The organism is Prevotella sp. E13-17, from assembly GCF_022024035.1.
In the GTDB taxonomy this organism is placed as follows: Bacteria; Bacteroidota; Bacteroidia; order Bacteroidales; family Bacteroidaceae; genus Prevotella.
The window spans coordinates 2,629,037-2,653,743 of the sequence record NZ_CP091787.1 but is presented as its reverse complement, the minus strand read 5'-3'; the positions used below and the strand labels follow the sequence as shown (position 1 = coordinate 2,653,743).

General features: G+C 48.7%; 16 protein-coding genes and 1 pseudogene. 13 read left to right on the top strand and 4 right to left on the bottom strand.

The features are described 5' to 3' along the window. Positions 1–40: 40 nt before the first annotated feature. Positions 41–3,136 carry a TonB-dependent receptor gene (locus L6472_RS10790; RefSeq protein ID WP_237804979.1) on the bottom strand — a complete coding sequence of 1,032 codons (3,096 nt, stop codon included), beginning with the start codon at positions 3,134–3,136 and terminating at the stop codon, positions 41–43. Beyond that, positions 3,133–5,004 carry an ELWxxDGT repeat protein gene (locus L6472_RS10785; protein ID WP_237804977.1) on the bottom strand — a complete coding sequence of 624 codons (1,872 nt, stop codon included), beginning with the start codon at positions 5,002–5,004 and terminating at the stop codon, positions 3,133–3,135. Before L6472_RS10785 ends, L6472_RS10790 begins: the two co-directional genes overlap by 4 nt. A gap of 360 nt (positions 5,005–5,364) precedes the next feature. Between L6472_RS10785 and L6472_RS10780 the strand changes: the two are divergent. After that, a pseudogene (locus tag L6472_RS10780) lies at positions 5,365–5,487 on the top strand (IS4 family transposase); the annotation flags it as partial. A 469-nt stretch (positions 5,488–5,956) separates the two neighbouring features. Here the strand turns inward: L6472_RS10780 and L6472_RS10775 are convergent. Both L6472_RS10775 and L6472_RS10770 read right to left on the bottom strand, forming a co-directional pair. Continuing rightward, positions 5,957–6,721, bottom strand: a complete 765-nt coding sequence (locus tag L6472_RS10775; protein WP_237804975.1) for an ABC transporter ATP-binding protein — start codon at positions 6,719–6,721, stop codon at positions 5,957–5,959. Further along, on the bottom strand, positions 6,718–7,464 hold the full coding sequence (locus tag L6472_RS10770) for an ABC transporter permease (protein WP_237804973.1): 747 nt from the start codon (positions 7,462–7,464) through the stop codon (positions 6,718–6,720). Before L6472_RS10770 ends, L6472_RS10775 begins: the two co-directional genes overlap by 4 nt. A 99-nt stretch (positions 7,465–7,563) precedes the next feature. Here L6472_RS10770 and lptB point away from each other — a divergent pair, with 99 nt between their 5' ends. The 12 genes from lptB to L6472_RS10710 all read left to right on the top strand — a co-directional run bounded on the left by lptB (position 7,564) and on the right by L6472_RS10710 (position 24,670). Then, on the top strand, positions 7,564–8,355 hold the full coding sequence (lptB, locus tag L6472_RS10765) for an LPS export ABC transporter ATP-binding protein (protein WP_237804971.1): 792 nt from the start codon (positions 7,564–7,566) through the stop codon (positions 8,353–8,355). A gap of 101 nt (positions 8,356–8,456) precedes the next feature. Continuing rightward, on the top strand, positions 8,457–9,815 hold the full coding sequence (gene tig / locus L6472_RS10760) for a trigger factor (RefSeq protein ID WP_237804969.1): 1,359 nt from the start codon (positions 8,457–8,459) through the stop codon (positions 9,813–9,815). Between the two features lie 107 nt (positions 9,816–9,922). Then, the gene (clpP, locus tag L6472_RS10755; protein WP_237804967.1) at positions 9,923–10,585 is read left to right on the top strand and encodes an ATP-dependent Clp endopeptidase proteolytic subunit ClpP; all 663 of its coding nucleotides are present in this window, start codon (positions 9,923–9,925) and stop codon (positions 10,583–10,585) included. Then, positions 10,582–11,808 carry an ATP-dependent Clp protease ATP-binding subunit ClpX gene (gene clpX, locus L6472_RS10750; RefSeq protein ID WP_237804965.1) on the top strand — a complete coding sequence of 409 codons (1,227 nt, stop codon included), beginning with the start codon at positions 10,582–10,584 and terminating at the stop codon, positions 11,806–11,808. Before clpP ends, clpX begins: the two co-directional genes overlap by 4 nt. A gap of 6 nt (positions 11,809–11,814) precedes the next feature. Beyond that, positions 11,815–13,989: a DNA helicase RecQ gene (gene recQ / locus L6472_RS10745; RefSeq protein WP_237804963.1), complete on the top strand. Its 2,175-nt coding sequence runs from the start codon at positions 11,815–11,817 to the stop codon at positions 13,987–13,989. Between the two features lie 129 nt (positions 13,990–14,118). Further along, positions 14,119–15,600, top strand: coding sequence for an IMP dehydrogenase (guaB, locus tag L6472_RS10740; RefSeq protein ID WP_237804961.1), 1,482 nt, complete (start codon positions 14,119–14,121; stop codon positions 15,598–15,600). A 9-nt stretch (positions 15,601–15,609) separates the two neighbouring features. Then, positions 15,610–17,037 carry a peptidylprolyl isomerase gene (locus L6472_RS10735; protein WP_237804958.1) on the top strand — a complete coding sequence of 476 codons (1,428 nt, stop codon included), beginning with the start codon at positions 15,610–15,612 and terminating at the stop codon, positions 17,035–17,037. Between the two features lie 35 nt (positions 17,038–17,072). Further along, complete coding sequence (locus tag L6472_RS10730; RefSeq protein WP_237808018.1) at positions 17,073–18,410, top strand: peptidylprolyl isomerase; 1,338 nt, start codon at positions 17,073–17,075, stop codon at positions 18,408–18,410. A 44-nt stretch (positions 18,411–18,454) separates the two neighbouring features. Continuing rightward, on the top strand, positions 18,455–20,062 hold the full coding sequence (locus tag L6472_RS10725) for an OstA-like protein (RefSeq protein WP_237804956.1): 1,608 nt from the start codon (positions 18,455–18,457) through the stop codon (positions 20,060–20,062). A 26-nt stretch (positions 20,063–20,088) separates the two neighbouring features. Next, positions 20,089–21,912, top strand: coding sequence for a DNA mismatch repair endonuclease MutL (mutL, locus tag L6472_RS10720; RefSeq protein ID WP_237804954.1), 1,824 nt, complete (start codon positions 20,089–20,091; stop codon positions 21,910–21,912). 158 nt (positions 21,913–22,070) lie between these two features. Next, on the top strand, positions 22,071–23,228 hold the full coding sequence (locus tag L6472_RS10715) for an OmpA family protein (RefSeq protein ID WP_237804952.1): 1,158 nt from the start codon (positions 22,071–22,073) through the stop codon (positions 23,226–23,228). A 29-nt stretch (positions 23,229–23,257) separates the two neighbouring features. Further along, entirely contained in the window at positions 23,258–24,670 is a 1,413-nt protein-coding gene (locus L6472_RS10710) for a carboxypeptidase-like regulatory domain-containing protein (RefSeq protein ID WP_237804950.1), read from the top strand. The last annotated feature ends 37 nt before the right edge of the window (positions 24,671–24,707 follow it).

Here is a 24,707-nt window from a genome sequence, read left to right as displayed (position 1 = left end):
GAGTCATTTACATTATTGGTATTTAAAATTTTTACATTTCTCAGAACGTCAGGTTCAGACCGAAGGTGAAGTTTCGTGCCTGAGGATAGTTACCGTGATCGACTCCCATGTAGAGGTTGTTGGACTCCGAACCGCTGTTGCGGCCTACCTCGGGATCCAGTCCGTTGTACTTGGTGAAGGTCAGCAGGTTGTAGGCCGAGATGTAGGCCTGCAGTCCTGTGAGGTGGAGCTTGTCGACGAGCTGTCGTGGCACGGTGTACGTCAGTCGTATGTCCTTCAGTCGGAGGTATGAGCCGTCCTTGACGTAGAAGTCGCTAGCACGGTAGTTCTTGGAGTTGTCGGCCTGGCGCAGGTCGGGCACGGAGGCCGTGGGGTTGGCGGGCCAGAAGAAACGGTTGGCCACGTAGTCGCCAGCCCAGTGGTTCTGTCGCAGGTCGCTGTAGACGTTGCCTGTGCCGTGATTGGAGTTGAGGTAGTACTCCATGACATTGAAGATGTCGTTGCCTACCTGTCCCTGTAGGAACACGGTGAGTTCCAAGTCCTTGTAGCCGAAGGTCATGGGCACGCCGAAGGTGAAGTCGGGATGGGGCGAACCCAGATAGGTGCGGTCTTCGGAGTCAATCTTTCCGTCGTTGTTCAGGTCCTTGAAACGGAAGTCGCCGGGCTTGGTGACACCGTCGTTCTGGGCAGAGTGCTCAATCTCGTCCATATTCTGGAAGATGCCGTCGGTGACATAGCCGAAGAAGCAGGCGATAGGCCGGCCCACCTCGGTCTTGGTGACATAGTTCAGGATGCTGTTCTCATTGAGGTAGGCACCATAGACGGGCTCGTTGCCAGTGCCCAGGGACACCACTTTGTTCTTATTGAACGAAATGTTAAAGCCCACATCGTAACGGAAGTCCTTGCCCACCTGGTCTTTCCAGGCCATCTGAATCTCGAGTCCCTTGTTATCTACCGAACCGGCATTGACCATTGGTGCCGTCACCAGGCCTGCGGCATTGGTGACGGGAACATTGAGCAGCATGTCGTCGGTGCGCTTGGTATAGAGCTCGAAGCTGGCTGTCAGCCGGTTGCCGAGGAAGCCGAGGTCGAGACCGATGTTGTACGACTTGGTCTTCTCCCACTTGATATGGTCGTTGCCCATCGAGGTGGCAGCGACACCCGACTGGGTGACGTGGGCACCGGTGCCATAGGAATAGTTCAGGTCGTTGTTCAGTATGGTGTAGCGGGCATAGTCGCCAATGCGGTTGTTACCCAGAATACCCCATCCGAGACGCAGCTTACCGTTGCTGAGCCACTTGAGCGACTCCATGAAGGGCTCGTTGAAGAAGCGCCATCCTACGGATGCCGAGGGGAAATAGCCCCAGCGCTCGTTCTTGTGGAACTTCGACGAGGCGTCGGCACGGAAGTTGACCTGTAGCAGATAGGTGTCATTGAAGCTGTAGTTCACACGTCCCAGGTATCCCAGGGCCGACCACTCGGTGAGTCCTCCCGAGGTGCGGTCGCCGAAGAAGGCGGCCGAGAGGTAGCGCAGGTTCTCCTCGTTCGACGAGGTGCCCTGCTTCGAGGCCGAGATATTCTCAATGCTCTGCTGCTCGGCTGTCTGACCGGCAGTGATGCCGATATTGTGTGCTCCTGTCTTCATCTGGAATGTTAGCAGGTTGTTGACTTCCCACTTGTTGGTCTTTCTCGACACGCGATTCACCGATGTCATATCGTCGGGAATGACAAATTCCTCCTCCAGCTTGCCCACCTCGCCAAAGCCATAGGTGTTGTAGAAATTGGCGTAGTCGGAGAACTTGAACTGGTAGGTGAGGTACTTGTTGATATTGGCTGTGAGATCGATGTTGGCATCGATACGGTTGGACTTGGCCTGGTTGTGGTTCCTGGCCAACTGTGCCAGCGGATGGTCCTCAGTCCAGTAGCCCTTGGTATTGTACGTGCAGACGAGGGGACTCTGGTTGAGGGCCCGCTTCAGCACCGAGTTCTGGCCCTCGGGAACGAGCGAGCGGTCGTCGGAAGTGTAGAGCAGCGAGGTGCGCAGCGACAGCCAGCGTGTCAGCTTGTTGGTGAGGTTCATGCGGAGCGAGACACGCTCATAGTCGGAGGTGCGCACCACACCGTTCTCGCCGTAGTAGTTGCCGCTGACCATGAACTTGGTCTTGTCGGTGCCTCCACTGACTGAGAGGTTGTACTGGTGCTTGAAGCCAGTGCGGGTGACGGCCTTCCACCAGCTGTCGGGGCTGTTGGCCGAGATGGAGTCGAGACGGTGCTTCTTGCCTTCGTCAAAATAATAGTTGCCCTCGGCGTCCTTGCTGTAGTAGAGCTGGCCGTCGGAGGAGTAGTTGCTGAGTCCGGTGTTGTAGTCGCGCATTAGTGCGAAGTCCTCCACACCCATCACCTTGATTTCCTTCCAGGGGTTGGAGATGCCCCAGTAGGTGTCGAGGGTGACCTTCATCTTGCCCGACTGACCGCCCTTGGTGGTGATAAGCACCACACCGTTGGCACTTCGTGCACCATAGATGGAGCTGGAGGCAGCATCCTTCAACACCTCTACGTTCTGTATGTCGTAGGGGTTCAGGTGGTCGATGCTGTTGACGATGAATCCGTCGACGACGTACAGCGGGTCAGAGTCGTTGACAGTGCCTGTACCACGGATCTTGATGGTGGTACTGCCGCCAGGGGCACCGGTGTTGGTCATCACCTGCACACCGGCAGCACGGCCAGCCAGGGCCTGCACGGTATTGGCGACGGGGGCTGCGGTGAGGTCCTTGGCGCTGACCGAGGAGATGGCACCGGTGATGTCGCTCTTGCGCTGCACACCATAGCCGATGACCACCACGTCGGACAGCTCCTGCGATGTCTCCTTGAGGACAATACGCATGTTGGCCGAGGCCTTCACGCTCTGCGTGGCATAGCCCATATAGCTCACCTTCAGGGGTGTGCCAACACTGACGGCGATGGTGAACTCACCGTCAATGTTGGTAATGGCGCCAGTGTGACCTTTCTCGGTCGCCACGGTGACACCCATCAGGGGCTCCTGTGTCGCCTCGTCGACGACGACACCTTTCAGGCCCTGTCCCATTGCTATCATGGCAATGCATAGCAATGAGCATAAGCTGAGAAGTCTTTTCATAACGTTATCTTAACGGTGATTTCACGTCCTGTCTGTGTAGCAACCTTGACGACATAGACACCATGAGTCATGCCGATGGTAGGAACGACGACCTCTGTGCCTACGTGCTTCACACGGGCAAGGGTACGGCCGGAGACATCACACAACTGATAGCCGTTGACACCCTCGGTGGTCTGAAGTGTCAGCGCACCGCTGCCACGCTTGACGGTGACGAGGGCCTTGCCGTTGTCCTTGACGGCCTGGATAGCCGTGGCATGACCATTATAGACGTTCGACATACCGTCGAAGTCGAGCTCCATGGACGGCATGTCCTTGTCGGCATTGAAGTCAGGCTTGCGATAGTGGTACTTAAACAGGCGCGGATAGGCCACGGAGGTGAACACGAGGTCGTTGTTGAAGTTGCGCAGCGTGTGCACATAGTCGATGCCCTCGGCCAAATCCATCACCAGCACAGGCATCTCGTCGGCTTTGTTGTCCAGACGGAACAGCTCCCAGGTCTGTGAACCGCTAGGTACTTGGTTCTGTCCGCGGAAATACATCGAACCGCCGCAGACAGTGCCCTCCCACTGGGCGCCGGGACCCACTCCCGGGTTCAGGTCGCTGTGCATGGCCGAGCCTTCGGGAGTACCGTCGGTATAGAAAATCTCCAGGCCACGGCAGAAGTCATAGGAGGTGTTTACTCCCCACTGGCCCTTACCCCATACATAGCCGTCGAAGACGCAGTAGGGGAACACGTCGGGCGTACCACTATTGGTGCCGGTTTCGTTGGGCACCTTGTTGATATCCATCACCAGCGAGGTGCCTTCCTTGGTGCCGTCGGTACGAATCAGCTCTATACCATACGAGTTGTCGGGCGACATACCGCGGTAATAGACATAGTCGCCCATCACACAGGTGGTAAACACACCGTCACCGTTCTTGATGCCATTGGCATTCTCGCCCTCGGTGAAGTCGCCTATCATGCGGGTGCCTTCGAGCGTGCCGTCAGAGTACCACGGCTCCGAACCGTATTCTTCCGACACAGCCTTGAAGAAGAGCCACTGGTTGTTCACGTTCGTCATCCAGTCTATCTGGGCACTGTTGGTCTGCCCCGTGGTCTCGTCGACGATGGTCGTATTGATGTCGCCCAGCATGATGGTACCTGCCTCGGTGCCGTCGGTCACCCACAGCGTCTCGGTGAACTCACCGTCCTTCGTGTCGCCCTTGAAGAACACCTTGCGACCTACGCGGCAGAAGTGGTACTGGTCGTTAGTCGTGTGCGTGCCAGGATATTTCACCCAACAGTCCTTCAGCAGCTTAGTGCCCTCGGCGGTACCGTCACTTACCCACAGCCAGCGCTGTTCCTCGTTACCGTAGGTCATACTCTCGAAGTCGATGGCACCGAAGATGAACTGTTTCTCGTTCACCTGCGTGAAACCGGCAGGGTTGGAGTCGCCAATCTCGTTGATGTCCATCAGCATGTAGGTGCCGGCCTCTGTGCCGTCCGATATCCACAGCTCACAGCCGTCCTCGTCGTTGCCCGTGGCCTGGAACACCACTTTGTCGTTGAAACGGGTGATGTACTGCACGTTCGAGCTGACGGCGCCAGGGTAGATGTCTTTCACCATCTTCGTGCCGTCAGGCGTTCCGTCCGACACCCATAGCTCATCGCCGTGAGTATCTTCCTTGGCAGTGAAGAATACCTTCCATCCAGCTTGTGCACTGCCGGAAATGACAATATTCTTCGACTTGTCAAAGGAACGGTCGGTCATTGTGGTTACTGTCACACCCTCAGGTGTAAGCATCTCCATGCCTTCAGGCAGTGTCTGGGCTTTCATGCCGGTACTGGCGGCAAGACCCATTGCTAAAAGTAGAAATGTCTTTCTCATAATTAAAATGTTTTTAGTTAATACTATACAGTTAGTCTGGTAATATTTCCTTCGCAGCCCCTTAGCCTAGGGGTCATTGACTTTTCCGCTGCTAAGATAGGCGTATTTTCTAGATGTCCTCAGTAATATTGTTCTGAAAAAAAGGAAAAACAGACCGAACTGAAAAACATTACTAATCCTTATAGTTAACGGGCAAAAAAAGTTCCTCTTTCCTGAGAAACTAACTTATTTCACTACTGTCCCGTTAAAGTGGACTAATCGATCTTTGAAATGATTGAAATTCAGTCTATTAGGTAGTTTTTTTTTAAAAATGAAACGGACTTGATTTTGTGATTTTGCAGCCAAATACATTTGACTGCTTTTGTTGTCAGAGCCAAGACGAACTTGAAGTATAAGATAGTCAAATGGAAGAGAAGAATGCCAAAGAACGTACTGACTGATGCGGAAGTGAAACTGACTGGTTATCTCTCCGAGAAGAAGTATCATATGTTACGTAAATGGCAAAGATGAATCCAAGGGGGCAGTTTTGCAGCGTCATAGTTCTGCTTTTGTCTTGTTATAGCTTTACTTTTGTCTTGTCATAGCTTTACTTTTGATGTCATTCTAGCCCCTGGATGAGACGTTCCTAGCCCCTAGAAGGACTACTTCTAGCCCCTAGAAGCAGCCCATCCAGGGGCTAGAAGTGACCATTCTAGGGGCTAGAACAGAAACTATTGTTTTGATTCTAGACTTTAAAAGTGGCGTTTCTAGACTTTAGAACTAGTGCTTTTAGACTTTAGAATGACCGTTTCTAGACTCTAGAAATGGCCTTTCTAGACTTTAGATGAACACCAAAAGTATAACTATTGCAAGCTGAAAGGGGTACTTTCGATTTGCAATAGTTGAAAGATTGGAGTTGAAAAGCGTAACTTTTGCGTGCTAATAGTGGCTGAACGGGTGGGAGAGACGACCTTTATTCGTTCTTAAGAATGGCTGCACGCATATCTTTCAGCAAGTCACTAGCAAAGATAAAGTCGGTGAGCTTCTGGTTAGTGCTGTGCATGATGTCGCTGCTGACGCCCTGCCACTCCTTGTGGCCTTCGTAGATGAACACGATGTTTTCGCCAATGCCCATCACGGAGTTCATGTCGTGGGTGTTGATGATGGTAGTCATCTTGAACTCCTGTGTGATGCTGTGAAGCAGGTCGTCGATGACCAGCGAGGTCTTTGGGTCAAGACCCGAGTTAGGCTCGTCGCAGAACAGATACTTAGGGTTCATCGAGATGGCACGCGCAATGGCCACACGCTTCTGCATGCCACCACTGATCTCGCCAGGATATTTGTCTTCGGCCCCAATGAGGTTGACGCGGTCCAAGCAATCCATGGCGCGCTTCTTGCGCTCGCGTAGTGTCATTGACGAGAACATATCCAACGGAAACATGACATTCTCGAGCACGGTGAGCGAGTCGAAGAGGGCTGCACTCTGGAAGATCATGCCCATCTCACGGCGCATCATCACCTTCTCTTCCTTCGACATGCGTACAAAGTCGCGCCCGTCGTATAGGATCTGTCCGCTGGTAGGCTCAAGGAGTCCCACCAAGTTCTTGATAAGCACGGTCTTGCCACTGCCACTCTGACCGATGATCAGGTTGGTTTTACCATCCTCAAAGACGGTGCTGATGCCCTTTAAAACTTGCTTCTCGTCGAAAGACTTACAGAGATTCTTGACTTCTATCATGACAGCAACTGGGTTAAGAATACATCACTAAACAGAATGAGCATGCTGGATGCTACGACCGCATCGGTCGATGCCTTGCCCACATTTACCGAACCACCTTCAACGGTGTAGCCATAGTAGGCGGGCACGCTGGAGATGATGAAGGCAAAAAACTGACTTTTGATGATAGACATCCACAAAAACCAAGGGATAAAGTCGTGCTGCAGGCCCAGCGTCAGGTCGTCGGGCGTCATGATATGTCCGATGAAAGCGGTGCCGTAAGCACCCCCAATGCCCATGGCCGACGAGAAGATGACCAGGAAAGGCATGATGGTGAGCATGCCCAGAATCTTAGGAAGGATGAGATAACAGGCCGAGTTGATGCCCATGATGTCGAGTGCATCAATCTGTTGGGTGACGCGCATGGTGCCCAGCTCAGAGGCGATGTTAGAGCCAACCTTGCCTGCCAGAATCAGACACATGATAGACGACGAGAACTCCAGCAGCATAATTTCGCGCGTGGTATAGCCAGCCACCCAGCGGGGCATCCAGGGGCTCTCGATGTTCAGCTTCATCTGAATGCAGATGACGGCACCGATGAAGAACGAGATGAGCAGCACGATGCCAATGGAATTGATGCCCAATTGCTCCATTTCCTTGACGTATTGCTTCCAGAACATGCGGAAACGCTCGGGTACGGAGAAAGTGCGTCCCATCAGCATCAGGTAACGTCCGAAGGTTGTCAGATATGAATGAATAATCATTGAATCAATGTTTGTAGTCGGATGCAAAGGTACAAATTTTATTTAATATTGGAGCAATGTGAATTTAATTTCGTACCTTTGCAACAAAATTTTAGCACTATGGCAGAAGAAAGCATTGTACTCAGAGCCGAAGGACTGGTGAAGAGATATGGCAAGCGCACCGTGGTGAACGGTGTGAACTTCGACGTGAAGCAGGGCGAGATTGTGGGACTGCTGGGACCTAACGGTGCCGGAAAGACGACCTCGTTTTATATGACAACCGGCCTGGTGGTGCCCAACGACGGACATATCTATCTGGGCGACCATGAGGTGACCAAAGATCCTGTCTATAAGCGTGCGCAGGCGGGCATCGGCTATCTGGCTCAGGAGGCATCGGTGTTTCGCAAGATGTCGGTGGAGGACAACATCCTGTCGGTGCTTGAGATGACGGGCAAGCCACGCGACTACCAACTGGAGAAGTTGGAGAGTCTGATCAAGGAGTTCCGTCTGCAGAAGGTGCGCAAGAATCTGGGCGACCAGCTCAGTGGTGGCGAGCGCCGCCGCTGCGAGATAGCCCGCTGTCTGGCCATCGAACCCAAGTTCATCATGCTCGACGAACCCTTTGCCGGTGTGGACCCCATCGCTGTTGAAGATATTCAGTTCATCGTCTGGAAGCTGAAAGACCGCAATATTGGCATCCTGATTACCGACCACAACGTGGAAGACACCCTGTGTATCACGGATCGAGCCTATCTGCTCTTCGAAGGACGCATCTTGTTTCATGGCACACCAGAAGAACTGGCGGCCAATCAGATTGTGCGTAAAAACTACCTCACCGACTCGTTTGTGCTGCGCCAGAAAGACTTCCAGAAGTTGGAGGCAGAGCGCATGAGTGCCGATGAAGATGAATGACGGTCATTCGTTAAAAAATCGTAATTGTGATGATTTTACGACAATTATGAGTAATTTTGCACGCTCAAAACGAAATATATAATTAAATAAGGTATATAAGAATGAATATTAAGTTTGAAAGTGCCGATAAAATCAATGGCTTGATGACCATTGCCATTGAGAAGGCAGACTACCAGGAGGCAGTGGACAAGAAGTTGAAGGACTACCGTAAGAAGGCTCAGGTGCCTGGTTTCCGTCCTGGTATGGTTCCTATGGGACTGATTAAGAAGCAGTATGGTACAGCCGTGAAGGTTGACGAGGTAAACCGCATCTTGGGCGAGAAGCTCTATGAGTATATCCGCGAGAATAAGATTCAGATGCTGGGCGAGCCCCTTCCCAACGAGGAGAAGCAGCAGCCCCAGAATCTCGAGGGCGACGGACCTTTCGAGTTTGTGTTTGATATCGCAGTAGCTCCTGAGTTCAAGGTGGCACTGAACGGCAAAGATAAGATTGATTACTACACCATCAAGGTTGACGATAAGCTGATTGACGATCAGGTACAGATGTACGCATCACAGGCCGGCGAGTTTGTTGAGGCTCAGGAGTGGAGCGGCAACGACACACTGAAGGGTGACCTGCGTCAGCTGGATGCTGAGGGCAACACACTCGAGGGTGGCATCACCACTGAGGGTGGCATGATTATGCCCAGCTACATCAAGGGCGAGGACGAGAAGAAAAAGTTCGAGGGTTGCAAGCCCGGCGACATCATTGTCTTCAATCCTAAGAAGGCCTATCCCGACAACGACGCTGAGGTGGCTGCCCTGCTGAAGACCGACAAAGAGGCTATCAAGGATATGGATGCTGACTTCAGCTTCCAGGTGACTGAGATCCGTCACTTCCAGCCTGCCGCTGTTGACGCTAAGCTCTTCGAGCGCGTATTCGGCGAGGGTGTGAAGGACGAGGCTGACTTCCGTCAGCGCATTGCCGACAGCCTGAAGGGCCAGCTGGTGGCTAACAGCGACTATAAGTTCCTGCTCGACGTACGTAAGCACGCTGAGAAGAAGGTGGGCGACCTGCAGTTCCCCGAGGCCATCCTGAAGCGCGTGATGCTGAATAATAATAAGGATAAGGGCGCAGAGTTCGTAGAGAAGAACTTCAAGGCTTCTATCGACGAGCTGAAGTGGCACCTGATCAAGGAGCAACTGGTAAGCGCTGCAGGCATCAAGGTGGAAGACGACGACCTGAAGAACGTTGCTAAGGATGCCATCCGTGCTCAGTTCGCTCAGTATGGCATGACCAACGTGCCTGAGGACGTGCTGGAGAACTATGCTGCCGAGCAGCTGAAGAAGCGCGAGAACATTGAGAACTTCGTTGACCGTGCTGTTGACGTGAAACTGACAGCCGCTCTGAAGGGTACTGTCAAGTTGAACGAGAAGGAAGTGACGCTTGACGAGTTCAATAAAATGATGCAGGAAGCATAAGATAAGGATATTATAATTCTTTAACCAAAAAATAAAGTCGGGATGTATTGCATCTCGACTTTTTTTCGTAATTTTGTATTTAGAAAGCACAAAAGAAAAGAAAAACTATGAATGATTTTAGAAAATATGCAACCCAGCATTTGGGATTGAACGGACTGGTATTAGATGACGTAGCAAAGAAACAAGCACAGTACATGAACCCTTATATCTTGGAGGAGCGACAGCTGAACGTGACGCAGATGGATGTCTTTTCCCGTCTGATGATGGATCGTGTCATCTTCCTAGGTACCGAGGTCAACGACTATACAGCCAATGTGCTGCAGGCTCAGTTGCTCTATCTCGACGCAACAGATCCCGGCAAGGATATCAACCTCTATATTAATTCGCCTGGTGGCAGCGTGTATGCAGGTCTTGGCATCTACGACACGATGCAGTTCATCTCGAGTGATGTGGCTACTATCTGTACTGGAATGGCTGCCTCGATGGCTGCAGTGCTGTTGGTGGCTGGTCAGGAAGGAAAGCGCTCGGCGCTGACCCACAGCCGTGTGATGATCCATCAGCCTCTGGGCGGTGTGCAGGGCCAGGCTTCCGACATCGAGATTGAGGCCCGTGAGATTCAGAAACTGAAGAAAGAACTCTATACAATCATTGCAGACCATTCTCACACCGACTATGACAAGGTGTGGAAAGACTCAGACCGCAACTACTGGATGACGGCAGAAGAGGCAAAGGAATATGGCATGATTGATCAGGTATTGGTGAAGAAATGAAGAAGAGACAGTGTGATTTCTGCGGTCGTTCGGACAAGGACGTAAAGTTGCTGATATCTGGTATTGGAGGAGTTAACATCTGTGAGCACTGTGCGGAGCAGGCATATCAGATTCTTCAGGAGGCTGGCATTATTGGTGGCGCTAATGGTAAGCAAAGTGAATATACCCCCAAGGGTTCTGTGCCAAAACCGGTAGAGATTAAGGCCTATCTGGACCAGTATATCATTGGTCAGGACGAGGCTAAGCGCTTCCTGTCGGTAGCCGTCTATAACCATTATAAACGTTTGCAACAGCCTAAGGCCGATGATGACGGCGTGGAGATTGAGAAGTCGAACATCATCATGGTGGGTTCTACGGGTACTGGTAAGACACTGATGGCCCGTACGATAGCCCGACTGCTGGATGTGCCTTTCACGATTGTTGATGCCACGGTACTGACCGAAGCCGGTTATGTGGGCGAGGATGTGGAGAGCATCCTGAGCAGACTGTTGCAGGTGGCCAACTACAACGTGAGTGCAGCCGAGCGTGGTATCGTGTTTATCGACGAGATAGACAAGATAGCCCGCAAGAGCGACAATCCCAGCATCACGCGCGATGTGAGCGGTGAGGGCGTGCAACAGGGCTTGCTGAAGTTGCTGGAGGGTACAGTGGTGAACGTGCCACCCAAGGGCGGGCGCAAACATCCCGATCAGGACTATATCCATGTGGATACACGCAATATTCTGTTTATCTGCGGTGGCGCCTTCGACGGCATCGAACGAAAGATCGCTCAGCGCATGAACACCCATACGGTCGGTTATAACTCGGTGCAGAACGTGCGTAAAATTGATAAGGACGACTTGATGCGCTATGTGCAGCCACAAGACTTGAAGTCGTTTGGACTGATTCCAGAGATTATTGGTCGTCTGCCAGTGCTGACTTATCTGAACCCGCTGGATCGCGAAGCGCTGAGAAAAATTCTGGTGGAACCGAAGAACTCTATCGTCAAGCAGTATGTCAAGCTGTTTAAGATGGATGGCATCGAACTGACCTTCGATGAGGAAGCACTGGACTATATCGTGGATAAAGCCGTAGAATACAAACTGGGTGCCCGTGGCTTGCGCTCTATCGTTGAAGGCGTGATGACGGATGCTATGTTTGAAGTGCCTTCTACGGATGTTAAGAAGTTTAATGTGACACGCGAGTATGTTGAAAAACAACTTGCCAAATCGCGTAGCCTTTGATTTGATATGAAGAATCTGACAGATGCCTTAAAACGCTATTTCGGCTTCGACACGTTCAAGGGTGATCAGGAAGCAATCATCAAGAACTTGTTGGATGGACGCGATACGTTTGTGTTGATGCCTACGGGCGGTGGTAAATCGTTATGCTATCAGTTGCCTTCACTGTTGATGGATGGCGTGGCTATTGTTATATCGCCACTGATAGCCCTGATGAAAAATCAGGTGGATTTTATCTCACACTTAAGTGAACATGAGGGTACTGCTCATTTCTTGAATTCTTCATTGAATAAGGCTGCTGTTGATCAGGTAAAGAAAGATATACGAACGGGGCGCACAAAGCTGCTTTATGTGGCTCCGGAGTCGCTGACGAAAGAAGATAATGTCGAGTTCTTGAAGACTTGCAAGATCTCTTTTTATGCGGTTGACGAGGCTCACTGTATTTCGGAGTGGGGACACGACTTCCGTCCGGAGTATCGACGCATACGACCTATCGTCAACGAGATTGGCAAAGCACCCATCATAGCGCTGACGGCTACTGCAACAGACAAGGTGCGTACGGATATTAAAAAGAACTTGGGAATCGTTGATGCCGATGAGTTCAAAAGTTCGTTTAACCGCCCCAATCTGTACTACGAGGTAAGGCCAAAGACCAAGGATATAGATAAGGATATTGTGCGCTTCATCAAACAGCATCCTGGAAAGAGTGGCATCATCTATTGCCTGTCACGCAAAAAGGTGGAGGACCTGGCCGAGGTGCTGCGAGCCAATGATATCAAGGCACAGGCCTATCATGCCGGTCTTGACTCCACCACGCGTTCGCAGACGCAGGATGACTTCTTGATGGAGAAGATTGATGTCATCGTGGCTACCATCGCCTTTGGTATGGGTATAGATAAGCCCGACGTGCGTTTCGTGATCCACTATGACATTCCGAAGTCGCTTGAAGGCTATTATCAGGAGACGGGTCGAGCCGGACGTGACGGAGGCGAAGGCATCTGTTTGGCCTTCTATAGTTATAAGGACCTGCAGAAACTTGATAAGTTTATGGAGGGAAAGCCCGTGGCCGAGCAGGACATTGGCCGACAACTGTTGCAGGAGACTGCCGCCTATGCCGAGACCTCTGTATGTCGTAGAAAGATGTTGCTTCACTATTTTGGTGAACAGTATGATAAAGACAACTGTCATAATTGTGACAACTGTCTGCACCCCGGCACAAAGATTGAAGCGCAGAAACAACTCTGCATCGTCCTTGAGGCTGTGATGGCTATTAAGGAGAACTTCCGTGCCGACTATGTCATTGACTTTATTCGCGGTCGTGCCACCGACGAGATTGTGGCGCATAAACATCATGAACTGGATGCTTTTGGGGCTGGTGAGGAGTTTGATTCTAAGATTTGGAATCCAGTGATACGCCAGGCTTTGATTGCTGGTTACCTGAAAAAGGAGGTTGAGAATTATGGTCTGCTGAAGGTGACGGCTGCTGGCAAGAAGTTCCTGAAGAACCCAACACGCTTTATGGTTGTAGAGGATCATGAGTTTAATGAGGACGAGGATTTGATGAATGCAGAGGGTAATACCAGCGCATTGGATCCCACTCTGAGTGCGATGTTGCATGACCTGCGCAGGGAGTGGTCGCGCAAGCTGGAACGTCCGCCATATGTCATCTTTCAGGATGTCTCATTGGAGCAGATGGCTACCGATTATCCTGTGACACTTGATGAACTGAAGAATATTCAGGGAGTAGGCGATGGCAAGACCCGACAGCCTTATGCTAAAGCATTCGTAGATCTGATCAAGCGCTATTGTGAGGAGAACGAGATAGAAAGGCAGTCGGATCTGCGTGTCAGAACGAAGCCGAAGGATTCGATGAAGAAGCTCAAGATTCTTCAGAATATCGACCGTCGTATAGCGCTGGATGATATAGCCAATGCTTTGGGTATGGAATTTGAGGAGTTGCTGGACGAACTTGAGGGTATTGTGCTGTATAGTGGCAATAAGGTGAACATCGACTATTTCCTCAATGATATCATGGATCCGGACGATATCAACGATATCTATGATTATTTCTCAGAACAGGAAAAAGACGATATTGACGCAGCCTTTGAAGAGTTCGGAGGAGATTTCTCGGAGAACGAGATTCGTCTGGTGCGCATCAAGTTCATTTCGGATATGGCCAACTAAGTGTGGCTTACCCATAAGTGGAATGCGCGTTAAATCGTATTAATAAATAAGAGAAAATGCGTGAAAGATGTCAGCTAAGTGAGGAAAAATGAGTATCTTTGCACGCAATAAATTCAAAAGTACCATATTATGTCATCATTTATTGCAGATAAGATTGTGATGGACGGTCTCACTTTTGACGACGTCCTGTTGATTCCCGCTTATTCAGAAGTACTGCCCAAAACGGTAGAGTTGCAAACACGTTTCTCACGTAATATCGTGTTGAATGTGCCCTTTGTGACAGCAGCGATGGATACTGTTACGGAAAGTCAGATGGCTATCGCTATCGCACGTGAGGGAGGTATCGGCGTGATTCATAAGAACATGTCGATCGAGAATCAGGCACGCGAGGTGGCTATCGTTAAGCGCGCAGAGAATGGTATGATCTATGATCCTGTCACAATTCGTCGTGGTTCAACTGTTGCTCAGGCGCTTGCCATCATGTCGGAATATCATATCGGTGGTATTCCTGTAGTAGATGAAGAGAACCATCTGGTGGGTATCGTCACCAACCGTGACCTGCGCTTCGAGCGCCGTCTGGATCGTCCCGTTGATGATGTGATGTCTAAAGACAATCTGGTGACCACTCATCAGCAGACAGACCTGGCAGCTGCTGCACAGATTCTGCAGGAAAACAAAATCGAGAAACTGCCTGTCGTGGATAAGGACAACCACTTGGTAGGTCTTATCACTTATAAGGATATTACCAAGGCAAAGGATAAGCCCATGGCATGTAAGGACGAGAAAGGCCGTCTGCGCGTGGCTGCTGGTGTGGGTGTTACTGTAGATACATTGGAGCGCATGCAGGCACTTGTCAATGCTGGTGCTGATGCGATTGTGATCGACACGGCTCATGGTCATTCTAAGGGTGTTATTGATAAACTCCGTGAGGCAAAGAATGCCTTTAAGAATATCGATATCGTTGTAGGTAACATCGCCACAGGCGCTGCTGCAAAGATGCTGGTTGACAATGGCGCTGACGCAGTGAAGGTGGGTATTGGCCCCGGCAGTATCTGTACGACACGTGTTGTGGCTGGTGTGGGCGTTCCTCAGCTGAGTGCCGTTTATGACGTGTACAGCGCGCTGAAAGGTACCGGCGTGCCCTTGATTGCTGACGGTGGTCTCCGTTACTCTGGCGACATCGTGAAAGCACTGGCCGCTGGTGGCTCAAGTGTGATGATTGGTTCGCTGGTGGCAGGTACAGAGGAAAGCCCTGGTGATACAATCATCTACAATGGACGTAAGTTCAAGAGCTATCGTGGTATGGGTTCTCTGGAGGCCATGGAGCATGGTTCAAAGGACCGCTATTTCCAGGCAGACACAAAGGATGTGAAGAAACTGGTGCCAGAGGGTATTGCCGGTCGTGTGCCTTACAAAGGAACTGTTCAGGAAGTCATCTATCAGCTGACTGGCGGCCTGCGTTCTGGCATGGGCTATTGCGGTGCTGCTGATATCGACCATCTGCATGATGCTAAGTTCACCCGCATCACAAATGCTGGTGTTATGGAGAGCCATCCTCATGATATCACGATTACGAGTGAGGCTCCCAACTATTCAAGACCTAATGATTGATAAATACATATGAAACTAAAAATGCTTTTCGCAGCATTGCTGATGAGTGGTGCTACGTTTGCTCAGACAACCGACGACCCTGTCATTATGACAATCAATGGTGAGCCTGTGTTACGTTCGGAATATGAGTATTTTTTTAATAAGAACAACTCTGAAGGTGTCATCGACAAGAAAACGGTAGAGGAATATGTGGATTTGTTCGTGAATTACAAGCTACAGGTTGCTGCCGCACTTGATGCAAAGATTGACACACTGAAGTCTTATAATGATGAGTTTCGTCAGTACCGTGACCAACAGATCAGACCTCTGTTGGTTACGGATGACGATATGGAGCGCGAAGCTCATAAAATTTATGATGATGCTGCAAAACGTATCGGTCCTGATGGACTTATTCAAACTGCCCATATCTTGATTCGTGCCAACCAACAGGCCTCGCAGGCTGAATGGGATGCAGCTAAGGTTCGTATAGACTCTATCTATAAGGCCTTGAAGGGTGGTGCCGACTTTGCCGAGTTGGCAAAGCAGGTGTCGCAGGATCCTGGTTCGGCACGTCAGGGTGGCTTGTTGCCGTTTGTTCAGCGTGGACAGCTGGTGAAAGAGTATGAGGATGCTGCCTATGCGCTACAACCTGGCGAGATGTCTGGTGTGGTTCAGTCGCCCTTCGGCTATCATATCATCTTGATGAAGGAGCGCAAGCAGTTTGAACCCTTCGAGTTTCATCGTGACAACATCCTGCGTTTTATGGAACAGCGAAACATGCGCGATAATATCGCCAGCCAGAAGATTGACTCGCTGGTAGCCGCCAATCCAAAGGGACTGACGAAAGAGCAGATGATGGACGAGAAATCGGACGAGTTTGCTGCGAAAGACATGGAACTGAAATATTTGATCCGTGAGTATCATGATGGACTGTTGCTCTATGAGATCAAGAATATGAACGTGTGGGATAAGGGTGCTAAGGATGAGAAAGGCTTGGCACGCTATTTCAAGAAGCATAAGAAGAACTATGCGTGGGACGAGCCTCGCTTTAAAGGTATGGCTTATCACGTGAAGGATGAGGCTGATATAAAGGCCGTAAAAGATTGTGTCAAGAAGTTGGATTTCAATAAGTGGGCAGACAAGTTGCGCACGACCTTCAATGCTGATTCCGTTCTGCGCATCCGTGTGGAAAAAGGTATTTTTAAGAAGGGTGACAATGCCCTGGTGGACAGCGTGGTGTTTAAGAAAGACACGACCGTGACCAAGGTGAAAGACTATCCTTTTGATGCTGTCTATGGAAAGATTCTGAAGAAGGGACCTGAGACCTATCAAGACGTGCGTGGACAGGTGGTCTCTGACTATCAGGAACAACTGGAGAAAGAGTGGATCGCTCAGCTACGTCGTAAATATACTTTTAAGGTTAACGAGGAAGTTCTGAAGACCGTAAATAAGCACTGATGAAACTGAAATGTCTTTTTTTGTCGCTGGTGACAATGGCACCAATGGCTATGATGGCCTCGACACAGGGCAATGACTCTATTGGTACTGTGGTGGATGAGGTTGTGTGGGTTGTCGGCGATGAGGCTATCTTGAAAAGTGATATAGAGGTAACCCGTATGCAGGCTGCTATGGAAGGTATGCGATGGAAAGGAGATCCTGATTGTGCTATTCCAGAACAGATTGCTGTGCAGAAGTTGTTTCTTCATCAAGCTGCAATCGACAGTATTGAGGTGACAGAGGCTGAGGTGGCTTCGGCCATTGAGCAACGTATTGAATACATGATTCAGCAGATTGGCTCGCGTGAGAAACTGGAGGAGTATAAGAAGCAGAGCATTTCGCAGATCCGACAGTCTATGCACGACGACCTTCGTGATCAGATGATGATTCAGCGCATGAAGGAACATCTGGTGAAAGAGATTGCAGTGACCCCTGCAGAGGTGCGCCGCTATTTCAAAGACCTGCCTTCAGATAGTCTGCCTTATGTGCCTACCGAGGTGGAAGTGCAGATTATCACGCAGACACCACGTATATCTGCCGAGGAGATAAACCGCGTGAAAGAGGAACTTCGCGAATATACTGACCGTGTGAATAAGGGTGAGACTTCATTCCAGACCTTGGCCAGATTGTATTCTGAGGATCCTGGTTCACGCAGAAATGGTGGTGAATTGGATTATACGGGACGTGGAATGCTTGACCCTGCCTTCGCTGCCGTGGCTTTCAATCTGACAGACCCGAAGAAGGTTTCTAAGATTGTGGAGTCGGAATTTGGTTTTCATATCATTCAGCTGGTGGATAAGCGCGGTGAGAAGATTAAGGTGCGCCATATCTTGCGTAAGCCCGTTGTTTCTGACTCGGCTATTGTGAAGGCTACTAATCGTTTGGATTCGATTGCAACGGATATACGAGCCGGACTCTTTACTTTTGAGGAGGGCGCCAGTGTCATCTCGGATGATAAGGATACGCGCAACAACAAGGGATTGATGGCAAATCGTTCTGAGCGTGGCCAGACTTCTAAGTTCCAGTTGCAAGACTTGCCTGCCGAGGTGGCAAAGGTTGTTGACACACTGAAGGTGGGACAAATCTCAAAGCCTTTTGTGATGATTAATAACAATGGCAAGACGGTATGTGCCATCGCAAAACTGAAAAGCAGAACAGAAGGGCACAAAGCCATGATCACTGAGGATTTTCAGGTGATGAAGGATGTGGTGACGGAGAAACGTCGCGAGAAGAAACTGCATGACTGGGTGGTCAAGAAGATCAAGGACACGTATGTTCATGTTGGTGAAAGATATCGTGACTGTCAGTTCGAATACCAAGGTTGGGTTAAATGAACGGTAAGACCATAATACAACATGTCGTGCACAGAAGTATCTTGATGATGCTTCTGTGTGTGCTCTGCATGCCTCTGGTGTTAGCAGCGTCTATGACAAGTGCTGTCAAACCTAAAACTAAGAAGAAGGCTGAGAAAAGGGTTTATCTGGTTCATGCCGACGAACTGCGCTATGATCGTTGGCAGAACAATGATGCTCAGGTGTTGCGTGGTCATGTGGAGTTTGAACATGACGGAGCCAAGTTGTATTGTGATAGTGCTAACTTTTTCGAGGCGAGCAATTCTTTCGAGGCATGGGGACATGTGAGAATGTTGCAAGGCGACACACTGTCGTTGGTTAGCGACTTTGGTTATTACGATGGTAATGACCAGATGCTGGAAGCCCTCGACAATGTGGTGCTGAAACATCGCGGAACAACGCTCTATACGGATTCGCTCTATTTTGACAGAATATGGAATCAGGGCTATTTCCAGAATGGCGGCCGGCTGGTGGATAAGTCAACCACACTGACCAGCGACTGGGGGGAATACCATACGGATACAAAGATGGCTGTGTTCTTTTATCATGTTGTAATGGATGATAAACGTTTTCACTTGACGACCGACTCTTTGTATTACAATACACGTACGAAGCAGGCTCAAATTGTTGGACCTTCAAATATCATTTCGGGCGACAGTAAGATTTATTCCGAGATGGGCTTCTATAATACAGATACCGAAGTGGCAGAACTGCTGGATCGCTCAGTGTTGAGAAACGAAGGACGCGTGCTGACGGCTGATAGTTTGTGGCATAACGGTAAGACGGGAGTTAACGAGGGATATGGAAATGTGGTCTATACCGACTCGGTGAACAAAAACCGCCTGCTCTGTAACTATGGTCATTATGAAGATAGCATCGGCTATGCGATGTGTACGGATAGTGCTGTGGTGATCGACTTCTCGCAGCGTGATTCCCTGTATATGCATGCAGATACCTTCAAGGTGTTTACTTATCATCTGAATACCGACTCGGTTTATCGCGTTATACACGCGTATAATAAGGTTCGCGCGTATCGTGTTGACGTGCAGGCCGTCTGCGACTCGTTGGTCTATGAGTCGAAAGACTCTTGTATGACGCTCTATCACGATCCTATTGTGTGGAATCAGAATCAGCAGTTGCTGGGCGAACGTATTCAAGTGTTTATGAAAGATTCTGTGCTTGACCATGCGAATGTGTTGGGACAAGCTCTTTCCATAGAGAAGTTACCAGAGGATAAGCTATACAATCAGGTGTCCTCGAAGGATATGTTTGCTTTCTTTGAGAAAGGTGATATTCGCGAGGGTAGGGCTGTGGATAACGTAGAGGTGGTCTATTATCCCGTGGAAGAGTCGGATAGCTCGTATGTTGGATTGGTGAACATGCAAACTAGCGAATTAAAGATGTTCATGGACAAACGCAAGTTGCAGAAAATATGGACACCAAAGGCTGATGGAACGATGTACCCGATGTCTCAGATACCACCAAAGATGCGCTTCTTGGATCGTTTTGTGTGGTTCGATTATGTGCGTCCATTGTCAAAGGAGGATATTTTCAACTGGCGTCCAAAGAAGGCCGGAACAGAACTGAAAGTACAGAAACATAAGGACTCGACCCGCAAAAGGACTGTCCGATAATTTAATGAAAGGAGAGAATATTTGATATGAGTGATGTTATTCAACTGTTGCCCGATTCCGTTGCCAATCAAATTGCCGCTGGCGAGGTGATTCAACGTCCTGCATCGGTCATTAAGGAACTGGTGGAAAATGCGGTCGATGCTGGCGCAAAGAATATCCGTGTGCTGGTGGTTGATGCAGGCAGGACATCCATTCAGGTTATTGATGATGGATGCGGTATGTCGGAAACGGATGCGCGGTTGGCTTTTGAACGTCATGCTACATCGAAGATTCGACAGGCAGATGATCTTTTTGCTCTGCATACAATGGGCTTTCGTGGTGAAGCCTTGCCCTCGATAGCTGCTGTGTCGCAGGTCGAACTGACCACACGCATGCAAGGTGAGGATATTGGTACACGACTGACATTGCATGCCTCACGTGTAGTGGATCATGAGCCCGTGGCTTGTCCCGTGGGGTGTAACTTCAAGGTGGAGAACTTGTTCTTCAACGTGCCAGCCCGCAGAAAGTTTCTGAAGACAAATGCGACGGAACTGAATAATATCCTTACGGCCTTTGAACGCATTGTGCTGGTCTATCCGGATATTAACTTTGTGATGTATAGCAATGGTCAGGAGATTATGAATCTGAGAGCTGGTTCTCTTCGTCAGCGTATTACTGACGTCTTTGGTAAAAAGTTGAACCAGGAACTGCTACCTGTGTCAGTAGAGACGGCCTTATGTAATATCACAGGTTTTGTGGGTAAACCCGAGTCGGCTAAGAAAAAAGGTGGTAGCGACTATTTCTTTGTAAACGGCCGCTTTATGAAACATCCTTATTTCCATAAGGCAATCATCACTGCTTTCGAACGTCTGATACCTGTTGGTATGCAGGTGCCTTATTTTATTTATTTCGAGGTGAGCCCTGCGGATATCGATGTGAATATTCATCCTACAAAAACTGAGATAAAGTTCGAAAACGAACAGAGCATCTGGCAAATACTGGTGGCAGCCGTCAAAGATTCTATTGGTAAATTCTGCGAAGTCCCTTCTATTGATTTTGATACAGAGGGACGTCCAGAGATTCCTGTGTTTGATGCTCAACGTGATGTCATACAGATGCCAAAGGTTTCGTATAACTCTTCATATAATCCCTTTAGTAGTACACCTGAAAAACCGTCGGTGACCCCCGATTGGGAAAAACTATATCAAGAGGCGATATCAAAGCCTATGCCAGAGGAAACAGAGCTGTTTGTCGATAGTAAAGAGCCACTTTACTCGGAGGAAAGCAGTGCTTTGCTGGTGGAAGAAAAGTCACCTGCTCATTATCAGTACAAAGGACGTTATATTATGACCGCTGTAAAGTCGGGGTTGATGATTATTGATCAGCAACGTGCAGATATACGCATTCGCTTCGAACGCTATATGGAGCAGCTGAAAAACCAGTCTGGCAAGAGTCAACGTGTCTTGTTTCCGGAGGCAGTCGAATTTTCACCTTCAAACGCGGTGGTGCTGCAAACAATGATTCCAGAACTGGCATCTATGGGTTTTGAAATTAGCGATCTTGGTGGTGGTAGTTTTGCTGTTAATGGTGTTCCTGCTGAGCTCGATGATGTGGATCCTGTCAATCTGTTTCGAAATATCGTTTCTGATGCCATTGAACAAGGAGTAGGTTCTGTTGATCAGATTCATGCTTCATTGGCGCTCAGCATGGCTCGTCATTCTGCAGTGTCGCAGGGACAGGTGCTTTCTAACGATGAAATGGAGGGTATCGTTAATCAATTGTTCGCATGCAGCAACGTTAATTATACGCCTGATGGTCGAGCAATACTATGCATACTGCCACAGCATGATATAGAGCAAATGTTAGGTTAAAATGTTAAATTATGGTTCAAAAAGGCTAAATTTGTGCATTATTAACGGTTATTAACGATTTTGTTCGCTTTTGTTAGGGTTTTTTGTTGCGGATTCTATTTTTTTTGCTTATTTTTGCCACAAATTTCGTTAACAAAATTGTTTTAATTGAAAATTGTATGAAAAAGTATTTGATGATGCTGGCTTTTGCTAGCGTATCTGTAGCTGGAATGGCTCAGAGTGAAACTCCAACACAGAAGTATAGTGTTGCTACTAATTCTTTCTGGAGTAACTGGTTTGTTTCTGCAGATGTTGCTTATAGCGCATTCTATTCAAATGAGGAAAAGGGAGCTGATTTCGCTAAGAGTCCTCTGAAGGACTTCCGTCGCAATCTTGGTGCTTCTCTTGCTATCGGTAAGTGGTTTACTCCTGGCATGGGTCTGCGCACAAAGTTTTCTGGTATTTGGGGTCGTAACGTACAGACTGAAAATGCTTCTGACAATGCTGTTAAGTATTGGAATCTGCAGGAGCAGGCTCTGTTCAATCTGAGCAATATGCTCTGCGGCTACAGCGAGACTCGCGTTTGGAACTTCATTCCCTATGCTGGTTATGGCGTTGTTCGTAATATGTCAGATAACTATTATGCTGATAATGTTAGTGTAGGTTTGTTGAATACTTGGAAGCTTTCTAAGAAGTTGTTCATCAACTTGGATGTTAACTTCAATTATGCTCCTGACTATGATGCTTTCCGTTTCAATCGTCAGGCAACAGCTCACTATGGTGACCACATGCCCAACTGCGACCGTTACTTCTCTGCAGAAGTTGGTTTGACTTACAATCTGGGCAAGGCTACTTGGAACAAGACTCCCGATGTTGACGCTTTGAAGGCTCTCCATCAGTCTGAACTCGACGCTCTCAATGCACGTCTGTCTGATGCCAACGCTGAGAACGATCGTCTGAACGACATAATCAAGAACCACAAGTGTCCCGAGGCAAAGACTGTTACTGTTAAGGAGGTTGCTGTTGCTCCCGTATCAGTATTCTTCAACCTTAACAAGTCTAAGATTGCTTCTAAGAAGGATCTCGTAAATGTTAAGAACCTCGCAGAGATTGCTAAGGCTAACGACAAGACTATCGTTGTAACTGGTTATGCAGACTCTCAGACTGGTCGTGCTGCTTACAACCAGAAGCTCTCTGAGAAGCGTGCTAACACTGTAAAGGCTGAGCTGATTAAGATGGGCGTTGACGAATCTAAGATTGAGGTTGTTGCTAAGGGTGGCGTTAAGATCCTGAAGCCTGCTTCTTTCGATCGTCGTGCTACTGTTGAGATTAAGTAAATTATCATTTATAATAACGGATTATTTTTATGAAAAATTTTTTTAGAAGAGCTACAATCCTTACATTGGGTATGGGATTGGCACTGACTTTTACAGCTTGCCACCACCCCGGTGATGAAGATAATACTCAGATTGTTGTTGGAAATGTTACCAACACGCTTAGAGGTCTTATCTTCGACCAGGACGGTGCAGCTTTGAGTGGTGCTACGGTTACCATTAATGGTAATTCTACTGCAGTTACTGGTAATGAGTTTGGTCCTCGTACTGGTTTGGCTGACGGTACTTACACTGTCGTCGTAAAGAAGAATGGCTATAAGGATGTCGTTAAGGACGTAACTTTGGCTGCTACGATTGAAAACGGACAGAAGTATGGTCAGGACGCTGTTGAGTCTTTTTATTTGATAAAGGATGAAACAAAGAGCTTTGGCATTAAACAAGCTGGCGACAGAGACAAGATTACCCTTGAAACTTCACGTCAGGACGATGGTACTGGTAAGATTGTCGGTAATACTCAGGATGAAAAAAATGAATCTTTGAATTCTACGATTGACGTGGAGGCTGTGCTGCCTTCAATTTCAGCACAGAATTATGAAGATCTTGAAAATTCAGTGAAGGCTTCAGATGCTTCTTTTGATCTGAGTGCTTATACACTTACACTGACCAATTTGACTTCTCTGGATGGTGTCGTTTCTTCTTCACGTGGAACACGTGCACTCGTAGTTCTGGGAGATGAGCTGCCTGGTAATTATTCTTTCTTTACCGGTGCGTCTTTGGTTTCGCCTGTTGTTATTGATTTGAATGTTATTCCCGATTACTATGTCACAATGACATTCTCAATGCCAGACGACCTGAAGGGTGCAATTAAACTGTATCGTTCGGTAGGTGGCTCTGCATGGGAAGAGATAACCGCAAGTACAAATGGTAAGGGTATTAAAAATGTTGACTGGTCTAAGCCTGGCATTATTTCAATTAACTTGAATAAGCTGGAGTCTCAGTCATTCGCATTTGGCCTGCAGATCGACAGAACGGTTGACGCCCCTGTTAACACTCCGCTGACAACCGTAGCTTTTGAGAATACTTCTGCTGCTTCAACGACTGTTAAGAACATGAACTATCAGGCTAATGAGGGTGTTGTTCTCCAAAATGATGCTTCTGGTTCTGCTGTTGACTATCTGCGTAAGGTGGTTCTTCGTCATTATGGTTTGAGAGCAGTCGCTAATCCTGCAAAGACAAAGACATATGAGTTCAATCCGGCATATTCGTTGCCTGCAAATTCTACTCTTTATGTTGCTGGATTGCAGACTGAGCAGACTTGTACCTATAGTATTGTAGGTGGAACCTCAAAGTTCACAGCAAAAGAGTATAGCTCGTATGCTTATCACTATGCTGTAGTTCCGGAAGTGGTGATTACTCACGAAGGTGGTGGATCTTCTCAGAAATAATGTAGCTTTCTAGGAAAGTTTTCCGTTATGAATATAG